The sequence below is a fragment of the Acetobacter senegalensis genome, assembly GCF_001580995.1.
GTDB classification, from domain to species: Bacteria; Pseudomonadota; Alphaproteobacteria; order Acetobacterales; family Acetobacteraceae; genus Acetobacter; species Acetobacter senegalensis.
The window spans coordinates 1-13551 of the sequence record NZ_LHZU01000132.1; the positions used below are offsets into that span (position 1 = coordinate 1).

Here is a 13551-nt window from a genome sequence, read left to right on the forward strand (position 1 = left end):
CTTCGGGGCAGACACGAAGTCCAAGGGCCGAGGGAGAACACCGCCGCTACTGGTGACGATGGCCACCGGCACCAGCCAGGGCAACTTACAAGAATACGGTGGCGGCCACCTTATGCACCACTACCACCCAATCGGCCCCATGCCCGGGTCCCAGTTCCCCCATGCGGGGTTCCAGGCTCCCCATGCGCTCCAGTTCCATTGGGCATCATCATACATCTGAGCCGTCATTTCCTGCTCATCAGCTAACGCCTGTGCCTGCACATATTGCTGGTAACGGCTATAGGCCGCCTCATCCCCCACATACAGGCAATCACACACCAGCGGGTCTGAATACACGTAGAACACGTGATCATTCTTCACGCGCCTTACAAAATGATGAGCGGGCAAACGGTTCAGCATGGCCTGCCGTTCAGGCGTATCTGCCGGTTTCTGAAAAAAGCCCGCCGCGGCCAGATGGTCTTCCTTCCCTTCAATCTGTTGGGACGCCGTCTCACAAGATGGAAGCATCATCAGGAGCCCAAAAGACAGAACAGCCAGAAATCCGACAGGCGGGCGATGCATCATCCTGTTTCCTTTTCCTTTGGCAGACCCAAAAGATCTGATAGGGCCGCCCCTTGCCCCACATCTAAAGACGGAAATGAGCCCCTGTGATACAGGCTGGAAGGCCGCATGGTCGTCTGGCGGCCTCTTTATGCCTAACAGCCCCCTGCTTTTGTGCCAGAAAACTCTTTTTTAAAGATGGTTTGAAGCAATCAACACGTCAGCCCCATCAAGCCATCCAGCAGCTTCTCCTGTTTTCCCGCCAAAACCTTGCCGGAGCAGAGAGGACTCAAACCCTCTCTGCTACAGGTGCTCTCTCCACCAGCTTGACCAGATCACGCAATACCCGGCGTGCCAGATCAATACGCTGCACATTCGTCAATTCGCGCACCACCGCCAGTTTGTGGTCTGGCCGTAACCTGACGGCACCATCTTTCCAGCGGCCCATCCATTGCACCAACCCAGCGGGGTTCTTGAAGCTATTCTGACGGAACTGAAGCACCATTCCTTTTGGCCCAGCTTCCAGACGCTCAATGCCCGCCGCCCGACACAATCTTTTAAGATCAACAATATCCAGAAGGTTTTTTACCTCTGGTGGCACTGCGCCAAAGCGGTCTACCAGTTCGGCTTCCATGGCTTCCAGTTCCGCATCGGAAGCAAGCCCGCTGATGCGCCTATACAATCCCAGCCGCACCGGCAGGTCCGGCACATAATCAACGGGGATAAGTACAGGCAAACCGACAATGATGTTGGGGGTCCAGTCTCGGTCCTCGGCACGTCTGCGGCTGGCGTCCGCACGCAGATCTGCCACGGCGTCTTCCAGCATCTGCTGGTACAGTTCAATGCCAACTTCGCGCACATGGCCAGACTGCTGATCTCCCAGCAGGTTACCCGCCCCGCGCAGATCAAGATCATGAGACGCCAGCGTAAAGCCAGCGCCCAGCGTATCCAGAGTCTGCATGACTTCCAGCCGCTTTTCGGCTGAGGCCGAGAGAGCATGGGTTTGCGGCCATGTCAGGTAGGCGTAACCGCGCTGCTTTCCACGGCCAACGCGCCCGCGTAGCTGATACAACTGCCCCAGCCCGAACATGTCAGCCCGATGGATGATCAGCGTGTTCACCGCAGGCATATCCAGCCCGCTTTCCACAATGTTGGTGGAGAGCAGGATGTCATATTTCCCGTCAGAAAACTCGGTCATAACCCGTTCAAGTTCTGTGGGAGTGAGCCTGCCGTGGGCTTGAATCAGCTTGGCGTCCGGCACAATGGCTGTCAGCCGTTCCGCCAGCCGGTCCAGATCTTCAATACGCGGGGCCACACAGAAAATCTGCCCACCCCGGAAGCGTTCACGTTGAATGGCCTCCCGAATCACCACGCTGTCAAACGGCATAATGAATGTCCGTACTGCCAGCCGGTCCGTCGGCGGCGTGGCAATCAGGCTCATCTCCCGCACACCGGAGAGAGAAAGCTGCAACGTTCTGGGCAACGGCGTGGCAGAAAGCGTGAGTACGTGCACATCATCGCGCAGCGCTTTCAGTTTTTCCTTATGCGCCACACCAAAATGCTGCTCTTCATCAATAATCAGCAGTTCAAGGGCCGCGAACTGGACCGTCTTGGCCAGCAACGCGTGCGTGCCGATCACCACATTGATGGACCCATCAGCCAGCCCTTTGCGCACGGCTGTAGCATCCTTGCCCGTTACCATGCGGGAAAGCTGGGCTACCTTGATGGGAAAGCCCTCAAACCGGGCAGCAAAAGTGCGGTAGTGCTGGCGCGCCAGCAAAGTGGTCGGCACCACCACGGCCACCTGCCCGCCAGACATGGCAGCAACAAACGCAGCCCGCAGCGCAACTTCCGTCTTGCCGAAGCCTACATCCCCGCACACAAGCCGATCCATCGGGCGGCCAGAACCCATATCCTCAAGCACATCAGCAATGGCGCGGGCCTGATCATCCGTTTCCACAAACGGGAAGCGGGCACAGAATTCATCCCACAGGCCCTCCGCCGGGGCCAGCACTGGCGCTTCCTTCAGCGCACGGGCCGCAGCCGTCTTGATCAGGTCGGACGCCATATCGCGGATGCGCTGCTTCATCCGGGCCTTACGGCCCTGCCACGCAACACCGCCCAGCTTATCCAGCGGCACCCCGGCCTGATCCGAGCCAAAGCGGCTCAGCAATTCAATGTTTTCAACCGGCAGGTAAAGCTTTTCATTCCCGTCATACAACAGGCGAAGGCAGTCATGCGGCGCCACGCCAACACTGACGGTTTCCAGCCCATCATACCGGCCAATGCCGTAATCCTGATGCACCACCAAGTCGCCCGCCGTAATTTCTCCGGCCTCGGCAATCAGTTCATCGGCACGGCGGCGGCGGCGTGGTGGGCGGCCAATACGCTCCCCAAGCAGATCCTGCTCAGAAACAAACGCCATGTCCTCCGCAACAAAGCCGCGTTCCAGACCCAGCGTCAGCAAGCCAACAGAACCGGGATTGGCCTTTTTCGCCTGCTCCCAGTTCTCATAGCTCTGGGTCACTACCCCGTGTTCGCGCAGCAGGGTGCCAATGCGCTCGCGTGAGCCCTTGCTCCACGCCGTCACATACGCGCGGCGATTGACCTGCCCCCAATCCCGCACCTGCTCGCCCAGCAGGGTGAAGACCTTTTCACGCTCGGCATTGGGCACGATCTTGGCGAACATCTTGCCGGGGCGTCCCCCCACATCCATACCACGGGCCCCATCGGGCTTGGCATAGGGGCTGAACGCCACAACCGGCAGCCGGCTGAGGATGGCATTCCATCCTTTGGAATCCAGATACAGAAGATGCGGCGGCAGAGCCCGATATGGCGTTTCTCCCTCCCGCGGCGGCTGACGACGCGCCTGATAGTGGTCATCAATCATTTCCAGCCGGGTTTTGAGCACCTCTTCCGCCTGATAATCGAGCGAGACCGACACGCCGGGCAGATAGTCAAATACCGTTTCCATCTCGGTATGAAAAAGCGGCAACCAGTGTTCCAGCCCCGGATACCGGCGGCCGTCGCTTACATGTTCATAAAGCGGGTCCGCTGCAGCGGCAGGCCCAAACACGTCCCGCCAGCCCGTGCGGAAACGGGAGATACTTTCGGGATCAAGCGAAAACTCGGAAACGGGCCGCAGGGTCAGTTCCTGCAGGCGCGATGTGGACCGCTGGCTACCCGGATCAAAGGCCCGGATATTTTCAACTTCATCACCGAACAGATCCAGCCGCACAGGTTCTGCTGCCCCGGCGGGATAAAGATCAAAAATCCCCCCACGGCTGGCAAATTCACCGGCTTCCATCACCGTATCTGTACGGGTGTAGCCATTGGCCACCAGAAGTTCGATCAGAAATTCCTGATCAAGGCTTTCTCCCTGCCGAATGGTCAGGGACTGGCCTTTAAACGTGCTGCGGGGGGCCACGCGCTGCACAACCGCCGCCACCGTTGTCAGAATCAGGCGCGGCTTGCCATTGGCTGGCTCCAGAAGCCGGGTAAGTGTCGCCACACGTTCGGCCACAATGGTCGGGTTGGGAGAAACCCGATCATACGGCAGGCAATCCCAAGCAGGGAAGCGAAGTGTCTCAACATCAGCCCCCATATAGGCCAGCAAATCTGCCAACCGTGCGGTAGAGGCATCATCCCGGGCAATATGCAGCACCGGTCCCTTATGCTCACGCGCTCTGCGCGCCAGCAGGAAGGCATCATACCCCTCCGCAACACCCCATATGGAGGCTATGCGGTCCTCGACACTCGCTTCTGCCGTCATTCCGTCTTCCCGGCTCCTTTGGCGCGGCTGGCTTCCACCATCCGGCGTAACATGGGGGTGGCTTTTTCCTCGGGCAATGGCAGGCGGCCAAACAGCCAGTCTGTCAGTTCCGGGTCCGGCATCTGCATGATGGCTTCCATATCCGCCAGATCAGCCTCGCTCATGGTTGCCACGTTGGCCTCCACAAACCCGCCGATCAGAATATCGGTCTCAAATGTACCACGATGATTGGCGCGGAACACCAGCCTGCGGCGGCGGGCGGCAAGCGGATCATCCTCGGATACGGCGGAAGCGGGGGCACTACTAAAATTGTCTTGCATGGCGTTACTGTCCTATAGCCTTGGCATTCCTGTCTGTCAGCCGCCAAACAGAGGCTTATGCATCTTCGGTGTCCAGTCCCTTTTCCATCACATCCTCTCCGGCTACGGAGCAGACGGATCTTTCACCCCTTTCCGCAGTGCTGGCCCCACTTGACAGCCTGCCCGGCGTCAGCGCCGCGCGTGCAAAGCTGCTCAGCCGCATAGCGGGCGGCTCCCGCGTGCTGGACTTGCTGTTCTGCCTGCCGGAAAGTGTAACGGACCGCCGCGCCCGCCCGCCGCTTGCGCAACTCAGCCCTGACAGCATTGCGACAGTCACAGGCATGGTTCTGGATATCCGAGCCCCCGCCCCCCGCACGCGCCAGCCGTGGCGTGTCACCATTGAAGATTCGACCGGACGCCTGGAACTGGCTTTTTTCTCCCCGTGGCAGGCCAAGCAGGTCGTGGTTGGCGAATCTATTGTGGCCTCAGGCAAGGTCGAGCGGTTTCATGACAGGCTGACCATGACCAGCCCGGACTATCTGCTCCCCGCCCGCTCGGCAGACCGCATTCCACGTCTGGACCCGGTCTGGCCCCTTACCGCCGGACTGTTCACTGGGCAGGTAAGACAGGCCATGACCGCCGCACTGGAGCGCCTGCCTGCCACCCTGCCTGAATGGCACGCGCCTTCCATTCTCAAGCGCAGACGCTGGCCTGATTTTGTCACCGCCCTGACCTGGATGCAGTTTCCTGACCGTATTTCCGGCAGCGAAGCAGGCGAGGAATGGCGGAGCGAACAAACCCGAGCCCAGGCACGACTGGCCTGTGACGAACTGCTGGCAGATCAACTTGCCACCCGCATTGCCCAACGTGCCTCCCGCAGTCGGCCCGGCCGTTCATTGAGCGGGGATGGCCACCTGCAACAACAGGCGCTTGCCACGTTTGGCCATACGCCCACGCCCGGCCAGAAAAAAGCCCTGTATGAAATTGAAGCTGACATGGCGGCCCCTTACCGGATGAGCCGCCTGTTGCAGGGCGATGTTGGCGCGGGCAAGACGTTGGTGGCCCTGCTGGCCATGCTACGGGCAACAGAAGCTGGCGCACAGGCGGCCATCATGGCCCCCACGGAAATTCTGGCCCGCCAGCACGCCGTGACATTTGAACGCCTCTCCCCCGTGCCGGTGGTTTATCTCTCCAGCTCCGTAAAGGGAAAAGCCCGCAAGCAGGTGCTTCAGGCCATTGCGGATGGCTCTGCTCCTCTGGTGGTGGGAACACACGCACTGGTTCAGGAAACCGTGCAGTTTGCAGACCTCGGCCTCGCCGTAATTGATGAGCAGCACCGTTTTGGGGTGGAGCAACGTCTGGCGCTGGTTGAAAAAGGCCATAACGCGGACATGCTGGTCATGACCGCCACACCGATCCCACGCACCCTTTTGCTTACCCGCTTTGGTGACATGCAGATCAGCAAACTGGAAGGCAAACCAGCAGGGCGCAAACCGGTGCGCACATCCCTGCACAGCATTGGCACAATGGACGACGTGCTTGCCGGCCTTGACCGTGCCCTTGCCAAAGGCGCACAGATCTTCTGGGTCTGCCCTCTGGTGTCTGAAAGCGAAGCACTGGACATTGCAGCAGCAGAAGCCCGCCATGCAGACCTGACAGAACGATTCGGCCCCATAGCCGGACTGGCCCATGGGCGGCAGGACGCCGCAGTGCGGGAAGAAGCGCTTCAATCCTTTGCGCAAGGCAAAACCCGCATGCTGGTGGCAACCACGGTGATTGAAGTGGGGGTGGATGTGCCAACCGCCACCATCATGGTGATTGAACATGCAGAACGCTTCGGCCTTGCGCAGTTGCACCAGCTACGCGGCCGCGTAGGACGAGGCGCAAAGGACTCGTTCTGCCTCATGCTGCATGATGATGGGCTGGGCCACACAGCCCGCCGCCGCCTCACCTGCCTGCGCGAAACCGAAGATGGCTTTCTGATTGCCGATGAAGATTTCCGCCTTCGTGGCGGCGGAGACGTAACAGGCCGCAGGCAGTCCGGCCTTCCGGATTATCGTATGGCCTCGGAGATCCTCGTGGATATGCTGCTGGATGCCGCGCACGAGGAAGCCGAACAGATCCTGCCCGATACGGCCCCAGATCAGAATGCGCCATTGCCCCCGGCAGCACAGGTGCTGCTGGCTCTGTTCAACAAGACCGATGCTGCCCGTATCTTTGCTGGCGGCTAGATGGTGCGTTCCGAAGTTTGAGAACGCACTGCCTTTTCACGGGAGCAGAAGGATGCGCCATGCGCCAACTTCACCACAGGAGCCGGGGCGCCCACGCGAACACATACCTACCAAGCCCTCCGTCCCGTCGCCATTTGAGCAGACGACAGGAGAACGGGCTGGCTCAAAATTTTCGAGAAGTGAAACGCCCACATTTTAAGAACGAAAGAGAGTCGCCCTACTACCAGAATTTTTTCAACAACATTCTGGTGGCGGTTTCAGATGATCTCTTCGTGACGACGCTTTACAAGACGTGCCTCAGACGGCGGCGCGTGTCTCGGCGTCCGCTTCCGCCAGCCAGCGCTTCACCTGCCCTTCCGAATCAGCGTGCAGCGTAAAGTCAGAGACCGCGGCCACGCTATCCGCACCGGCGTCCAGGCAGGCCCGTAGCCGCTCAAACGTGATGCCGCCGATCGCCACCAGAGGCAGATCACCGATCAGCTTTTTCCATTCTGTCAGCTTTTCCACACCCTGCGGGCCAAAGGCCATCTTTTTCAGGCGCGTGGGCCAGATGGGGCCAAGGGCAACGTAATCCGGTGCGCAGGCCAACGCCCTGTCCAGCTCTTCATGACAATGGGTGCTAATACCCAGCCGGACACCAGCCTTCCGGATTGCGGCCAGATCTGCCGTATCCAGATCTTCCTGCCCCAGATGCAGGTAATCAATGCCTTCATCCAGCGCGATCTGCCAGTAATCGTTCAGCACCAGACAGACGCCATGCTGCTTGGCGTAAGTGTGAGCCTGACGAATTTCAGCCACCAATTTCTCAGGCGAATAATTTTTTATTCTCAACTGGATAAAGCGTGCGCCTGCCCCACCGAGCCTGTTGACCCATTCTGCTGTATCGACAACCGGATAAATTTTCTGAGGGAGTGCACTCATGCCAGCATGGCCTTTCCTGCAACAGGGGTGGAGGGAACAGCCATATCGCGCTCTTCCATAGGGTCGGCCACGCAGGCCAGCACGCCAGCTTCTACAGCCAGCCGGAACGCCCGCGCCATCACGGCAGGGTCACCCGCCTTGGCAACTGCGGTGTTTATCAGCACGGCATCATAGCCCAGCTCAAGAGCCTGCGCCGCATGTGATGGCACACCGATCCCTGCATCCACCACCAGCGGCACATCTGGAAAATGCGCACGCAATGCCCGCAGCCCGAAAATATTGTTCAGCCCTTTGCCGGAGCCGATAGGCGCCCCCCAAGGCATCAGCACGTCACACCCCGCCGCAAGCAGCCGCTCAGCCACCACCAGATCTTCCGTGGTGTAGGGAAAAACCTTGAATCCGTCTTCACTGAGAATACGGGCGGCTTCAACCAATCCGAAGACGTCAGGCTGAAGCGTATCAAGCTCACCGATCACTTCCAGCTTAACCCACTCGGTACCGAAGACCTCACGCGCCATATGCGCCGTTGTCACGGCCTCCTTGACCGTATGGCAGCCAGCCGTATTCGGCAGCACCGGCACACCCAATTCGCGAATAAGGGACCAGAATGCCTGCCCGGCCCGCTCACCCGCAGATTCGCGCCGCAGGGAAACCGTCACCACTCCCGGTTGGGCTGCCTGAACCGCATCCCGCAAAATATCAGGGGACGGATACTGCGCCGTTCCCAACATAAGGGGAGAGGAAAGTTCAACCCCATAAAAGTGTGCTGTCATACGTCAGCCTCCCTGCATCGGGGCAACAATTTCTACCTGCGCACCATCATTCAGCGCAGTTTTATCGCGTAGCGGCACGGGCACAAAGCTACCATTCATTGCCGTGGCAATGCGGGCGCCACCGTAGCCGAGCTCATCAATCAGCGCCGCCAAGGTGGTGGCGGATACTTCATGAACTTCATCATTGACCACGATCTTCATGCGGGCGTTCTCCCTGTTTCTCTTCGGCACGTAAGCACAGCATCCCGATCACGCAACCTCTTCAAGGCTGTCAAAAAACTCTCTGCATCACCCTGCCCAGGGAAAGCGCGGGCTTTTCTGCTCCGTTTTTTCCGGAGGGATGGTGGGGTGAATTTTCTTAGAGCCACTTGGCCCTCACAGCCTCACCTCTCCGCTTGTGAAGGGCCCTAATTACCCAGCATTTCCTACGGAATTACCAAAAATCATGTCCGCAGCTTCCCGCGCGCGCGCCGGGGAAAGGAGGAAGCCGTGACGGTACATACCGTTCACAAACACATGGTTCCCTTCCCGCACCACACGGGGCATGTTGTCCGGGTAGGACGGGCGCAAGCCGGTCCCCATCTCCAGAATTTCCGCTTCCGCAAAGCCGGGGTGCAGCACCCATGCCGCATTCAACAGTTCCGTCATGGAGCGCACAGTCATGCCGCCTGCGTTTTCGCTTTCAATCATGGTGGCCCCGACCATGAACACATGGTCCGCACGCGGCACAATATAAATGGGAATACGCGGATGTAGCATCCGCACGGGGCGATGCAGCACAACATCCGGGCAACGGAGCAGCAGCATTTCTCCACGCACCCCACGCAGAGTAGGCAGTTCCTGCCGCACATTCAGGCCCGTACAGTCAACAATCCAGTCAAATGCAGCGTCATCGGGCGCATCTGCGGCTGAAAAGACAGCTTTGCCCCCCAGACTTTCCAAGCGGGCCAGCAAGGCAACAAGCGCCCTACGCGGGTCAACATGGCCTTCATCAGCAAAGAACAGACCTTTATGAAAACGGCCTGCCAGATCAGGTTCCAGCCGGGCAATTTCCGCACCGTCCACGGTCTCGAAATGCGTGGTGCGACGGCCAAAGCGGGCAATTTCCCCGCTGTCACGCGGGGGAGCCAGAACAAGGCTGCCTGCCCGCACCACATTGGGCACGTGCGCTTCCCACCAGTCAACCGAATCTACGGATTGTGCGGTCACTTCTGGTGGAGCGGATTCCGCTTCACACCACGGGGCAAGCATTCCCCCAGCCATCCATGATGCGCCAGCCCCCACACGGCCGCCGGGTTCATAAAGCGTGACCACGCCGCCACGCTCCGCCAGCGTAACTGCGGCCGTCATGCCTGCAACACCAGCCCCTTTTACCAATATGCGGGGAGTATGGGTCATGATGTGTTGGCCTCCTGCCACCCGATCCTGTGTATGCTGCCGAGCGTCTCGAATTCTGGAGATATGTTATAACGCACGCAGCAGCCGCGGCCACCCCTTGTCCGGTCACCAGCCCGTCAGAAAGCGCGCGCCAGAAGCACCACCACCAGACAACATTCCATCACCGCCGTGGCAATCCAGCGCAGCCCCATATAGCCACTGGGCAACGCGCCGCGCCGCCAGCCTTCGCGCTCAACCAAAGCCAGAATGGGCACAGCCACGGCCAAAGCCGCCACGCCAGCAACAGGCTGCCATGCAAAAGCCAGATAGGCCGCCAGCCAGCCCGCCAAGGCAGGCACCACACCCAGAAGCAGCCGAAAAACATCCATACGGTCTGCGCCAGCCGTAATAATGGAGGGCGAAGGGTCCAGCGCCAGGCCCCATTGCACCGCCCCCCAGAAGCTGAGGGTCACTGCACCATAAAACACAAACGCCATAAGCAGATTGGGAACGGGCACGCCCGAAGAGAAGAACACGATACAGCACGCGCCGAACAAAAAGGGCAGTAATCCGGCCATTGTCAGCACCACGGCTACAAATGGAAGTCTTTTCATGAGCGTTCGGCGTGCCTCCTTTGCACGGTTTCCTGCAATAGATTGGTTGACAGAAAAGCCCAAGAGGCTGCCACTAGCAACCACACGGAACATTGGCTTCCATGTTTCGTTACGCTCGAAAACAAGAACAAGACACCGCTGCCGGACGCATAGCCGGCGCCAGAAACGGGAATGAAAAAAGTATGAGTGCCATTGTCGATATCATCGCGCGCGAAATCCTCGACAGCCGCGGCAACCCAACGGTTGAAGTGGATGTAGAGCTGGCTTCTGGCGCAAAAGGCCGGGCAGCCGTTCCGTCCGGTGCGTCCACAGGTGCGCATGAGGCAGTGGAACTGCGTGACAAAGACCCCAAGCGCTACAACGGCAAGGGGGTGCTGCACGCTGTTGAAAATATCGAAAACGAGATTCTCCCCACCCTGCAGGGAGCCGAATCCTCCGATCAGATTGATATCGACAACGCGATGATCGATCTGGATGGCACCCCTAACAAAAGCCGTATGGGTGCCAACGCCATTCTTGGTGTCTCGCTTGCGGTGGCCAAGGCCACGGCAGCAGAACTTCAGGTGCCGCTCTATCGCTATGTTGGCGGTGTTTTTGCCCACACGCTTCCCGTCCCCATGATGAACATTGTGAACGGGGGCGAACATGCAGATAACCCCATTGATATTCAGGAATTCATGATCCAGCCGGTTGGTGCGCCCACCGTGGCCGATGCCATCCGCTGGGGAAGTGAAATCTTCGCGCATCTGAAAAAAGCGCTACAGGCTGCGGGGCTCAACACCAATGTTGGGGATGAAGGCGGATTCGCTCCGGCCCTGAAATCTGCTGATGAAGCACTGAGCTTCATTTCCCGTGCCGTCGAATCCGCAGGTTACCGTCTGGGAGAAGACATCACCTACGCTCTGGATTGCGCTTCCACCGAATTTTATCACGATGGCAAGTATGATCTGAAAGGCGAAGGCAAGGTTTTTGATGCAGGCGAAATGGTTGCCTACCTTGAAGATCTGACCAAACGGTACCCCATTGTCTCCATTGAAGACGGCCTTGCGGAAGATGACTGGGAAGGCTGGAGCCTTCTGACCGAAACCCTTGGCCGCAAGGTCCAGTTGGTTGGGGATGATCTGTTTGTCACCAATCCCGAACGTCTGCGCCGTGGCATTCAGGCGGGCGTTGGCAACTCCCTGCTGGTGAAGGTCAACCAGATCGGCACGCTGACGGAAACGCTGCAGGCCATCGAACTGGCTCACAAGGCTGGTTATACCGCCGTCATGAGCCACCGTTCTGGTGAGACGGAAGATTCCACCATTGCGGATCTGGCTGTCGCCACCAACTGCGGGCAGATCAAGACAGGCTCCCTCTCCCGCTCTGACCGTACCGCCAAATACAACCAGCTCATCCGGATTGAACAGGAACTGGCAACGGCTGCCCAATATGCGGGCCGCACCATCCTGAAAGTCTGATCCCGCACTCAGCCTTTCCTGAAACAGGAAAACCAGAGCCGCATGGGGAACCGTGCGGCTCTTTTTTTACATTATCAGGCCGCCTTTTGCTTTTCTGTCCCGGTGTTCATGGTTTAGACATACTGTTCTGGGAAAATTCATTTTCTGATGGCAAAAAGGACAAGAACAACGTGCAGATAGGCCGCATGATCAGACGCGCAGTACGAGCCGTTGTTCCCCCCATGATTTTTCTTGGTATCGCAGGTTATTTTGGCTGGAACGCGACCCAGGGCGATCATGGCATGAAAGCCTATCAGCAACAGCTTCTTCTGCTTGATCAGGCCAAACAGTCCCAGCAGGACGCCGTTGCCGAGCAGGCAGCGTGGCGTCGCCGCGTTAATGGCCTGCGTGAACAGTCTCTGGATACAGATACGCTGGATGAACGGGCGCGTGCCATGCTCAATCTGGCCGACAAAAACGATATCGTCGTACCCTATGATCGGCGTGATCCGCTTTACTAAAAGGCTATTTGATCAGGCTGCAACTTGACGCATGCTCTGCGCTTCTCCCCTATTTCAGGGGCAAATAAAGATCCGTAATCGATTCATGCTCTGGCACGTCGGGAAAAAATTTCACACGTTGGGCATAGAACGGAAAATCTCTTAGCTCCTCGCCACTGGCAGGCAACCATTGGCCATAGAGAAATTGCGCCGCATGCCGCAGGTTCTCACTCTCGCCAACAAGACGAAGCACCGCACAGCGTCCCGCTGGAATCTGCCCTGCCTCCACACCCTCATCGGCAAGCGTAATCTTACGGGTGGTCGCTGCGGCCAAATCGATTCGGTAGTCCTGCTCCGGCACATGATCCGGATCTGTATGGAAGATTGTATAAGTTGCATGTGTGGCAGCCCTTACACCGTTCGCCTTCCGCCAAGATATGAAACGCCGAATTGTTTCACCCAGCCTTTCGGGTGCACCGCGATGCGTCATAAACGCGACAGGAATGGCCACTTCCTCACGTATCGTCACATCATCTTGAGAAAAATTCTGTGTCATGATCCGGTTCCTTGCTTCGGCCAGCGGCCCAAGTGCCGCAGCCCACGCCACCCAGTCAGGATTTTCCCGAAAAGCCTTTGGAGCCTGCCCAATTCTTTGATGAAAAGCCCGAGCAAAGCCATCCGGGGTTTCATAACCTGCATCAAGAGCAATCTCCGTAACCGAAACATCACCGCGATAGGCAAGCCGCCACGAAGCGCGCTTCATCCTGATCAATTGGACATAGCGATGCAGAGAAAGACCAAAAACAGCGCTAAATTGTCTGTGAAAATGGCAGGGTGAAAACGCAGCCACGGCGCTCAATGCTCTCAGGCAAAGATCCCCATCCAGATTTTGGTCGATATACGTCAGAACACGCTGCATCCGTGCCTGATAGTGCCTATAATCAGCAGACCGCTTTGACACGATAACGTAGTCCTTGTTTGGTGGCTCCCACAGCCTAAGCCACTGGACGCACGATACGCTCGGCCAATCTTGCGGTTTGCAGCCCTGCCTCTGGCAACCAAACAGGGCAGCAAAGTGTGCGGAT

Annotated in this window: 12 protein-coding genes; 3 read left to right on the plus strand and 9 right to left on the minus strand. The window is 58.4% G+C overall.

All coding sequences use genetic code 11. The features are described 5' to 3' along the window. Positions 1-120: 120 nt before the first annotated feature. The 3 genes from AD948_RS09380 to AD948_RS09390 form a co-directional block, all read right to left on the minus strand. The gene (locus tag AD948_RS09380) at positions 121-564 is read right to left on the minus strand and encodes a hypothetical protein (protein WP_248845983.1); all 444 of its coding nucleotides are present in this window, start codon (positions 562-564) and stop codon (positions 121-123) included. 265 nt (positions 565-829) lie between these two features. After that, the gene (mfd, locus tag AD948_RS09385; protein WP_061471642.1) at positions 830-4312 is read right to left on the minus strand and encodes a transcription-repair coupling factor; all 3483 of its coding nucleotides are present in this window, start codon (positions 4310-4312) and stop codon (positions 830-832) included. Beyond that, the gene (locus AD948_RS09390) at positions 4309-4632 is read right to left on the minus strand and encodes an FAD assembly factor SdhE (protein WP_035381754.1); all 324 of its coding nucleotides are present in this window, start codon (positions 4630-4632) and stop codon (positions 4309-4311) included. The genes mfd and AD948_RS09390 overlap by 4 nt, the downstream gene beginning before the upstream one ends. Positions 4633-4700: 68 nt before the next feature. Between AD948_RS09390 and recG the strand changes: the two genes are divergently transcribed. Further along, positions 4701-6842 (plus strand): ATP-dependent DNA helicase RecG, encoded by a 2142-nt coding sequence (recG, locus tag AD948_RS09395; RefSeq protein ID WP_061471690.1) that lies wholly within the window; start codon positions 4701-4703, stop codon positions 6840-6842. Between the two features lie 297 nt (positions 6843-7139). Here the strand turns inward: recG and AD948_RS09400 are convergent, their stop codons facing one another. The 5 genes from AD948_RS09400 to AD948_RS09420 form a co-directional block, all read right to left on the minus strand. Then, positions 7140-7763, minus strand: a complete 624-nt coding sequence (locus tag AD948_RS09400; protein ID WP_061471644.1) for a thiamine phosphate synthase — start codon at positions 7761-7763, stop codon at positions 7140-7142. After that, a complete protein-coding gene (locus tag AD948_RS09405; RefSeq protein ID WP_061471646.1) occupies positions 7760-8536 on the minus strand; it encodes a thiazole synthase in 777 nt (258 codons plus the stop codon). Before AD948_RS09405 ends, AD948_RS09400 begins: the two co-directional genes overlap by 4 nt. A 3-nt stretch (positions 8537-8539) precedes the next feature. Then, positions 8540-8737 (minus strand): sulfur carrier protein ThiS, encoded by a 198-nt coding sequence (gene thiS / locus AD948_RS09410; protein ID WP_006559437.1) that lies wholly within the window; start codon positions 8735-8737, stop codon positions 8540-8542. Between the two features lie 210 nt (positions 8738-8947). Beyond that, entirely contained in the window at positions 8948-9934 is a 987-nt protein-coding gene (gene thiO, locus AD948_RS09415) for a glycine oxidase ThiO (protein ID WP_061471649.1), read from the minus strand. 116 nt (positions 9935-10050) lie between these two features. Then, the gene (locus AD948_RS09420) at positions 10051-10527 is read right to left on the minus strand and encodes a DUF3429 domain-containing protein (RefSeq protein ID WP_045541984.1); all 477 of its coding nucleotides are present in this window, start codon (positions 10525-10527) and stop codon (positions 10051-10053) included. Between the two features lie 182 nt (positions 10528-10709). On the opposite strand from AD948_RS09420, the gene eno reads away from it, so the two are divergent. Further along, a complete protein-coding gene (gene eno / locus AD948_RS09425; RefSeq protein ID WP_035382013.1) occupies positions 10710-11987 on the plus strand; it encodes a phosphopyruvate hydratase in 1278 nt (425 codons plus the stop codon). A gap of 170 nt (positions 11988-12157) precedes the next feature. Then, the gene (locus AD948_RS09430; RefSeq protein ID WP_039904995.1) at positions 12158-12487 is read left to right on the plus strand and encodes an FtsB family cell division protein; all 330 of its coding nucleotides are present in this window, start codon (positions 12158-12160) and stop codon (positions 12485-12487) included. Positions 12488-12536: 49 nt separating this feature from the next. Here the strand turns inward: AD948_RS09430 and AD948_RS09435 are convergent, their stop codons facing one another. Continuing rightward, positions 12537-13427, minus strand: coding sequence for an AraC family transcriptional regulator (locus tag AD948_RS09435; RefSeq protein ID WP_248845984.1), 891 nt, complete (start codon positions 13425-13427; stop codon positions 12537-12539). Between the last annotated feature and the right edge of the window lie 124 nt (positions 13428-13551).

What these genes read in the sequence shown, in the direction of transcription:
- AD948_RS09380 (WP_248845983.1), bottom strand. Translation starts at nt 564, where the DNA reads ATGATGCATCGCCCGCCTGTCGGATTTCTGGCTGTTCTGTCTTTTGGG.
- mfd (WP_061471642.1), bottom strand. Translation starts at nt 4,312, where the DNA reads ATGACGGCAGAAGCGAGTGTCGAGGACCGCATAGCCTCCATATGGGGT.
- AD948_RS09390 (WP_035381754.1), bottom strand. Translation starts at nt 4,632, where the DNA reads ATGCAAGACAATTTTAGTAGTGCCCCCGCTTCCGCCGTATCCGAGGAT.
- AD948_RS09400 (WP_061471644.1), bottom strand. Translation starts at nt 7,763, where the DNA reads ATGAGTGCACTCCCTCAGAAAATTTATCCGGTTGTCGATACAGCAGAA.
- AD948_RS09405 (WP_061471646.1), bottom strand. Translation starts at nt 8,536, where the DNA reads ATGACAGCACACTTTTATGGGGTTGAACTTTCCTCTCCCCTTATGTTG.
- thiS (WP_006559437.1), bottom strand. Translation starts at nt 8,737, where the DNA reads ATGAAGATCGTGGTCAATGATGAAGTTCATGAAGTATCCGCCACCACC.
- thiO (WP_061471649.1), bottom strand. Translation starts at nt 9,934, where the DNA reads ATGACCCATACTCCCCGCATATTGGTAAAAGGGGCTGGTGTTGCAGGC.
- AD948_RS09420 (WP_045541984.1), bottom strand. Translation starts at nt 10,527, where the DNA reads ATGAAAAGACTTCCATTTGTAGCCGTGGTGCTGACAATGGCCGGATTA.
- eno (WP_035382013.1), top strand. Translation starts at nt 10,710, where the DNA reads ATGAGTGCCATTGTCGATATCATCGCGCGCGAAATCCTCGACAGCCGC.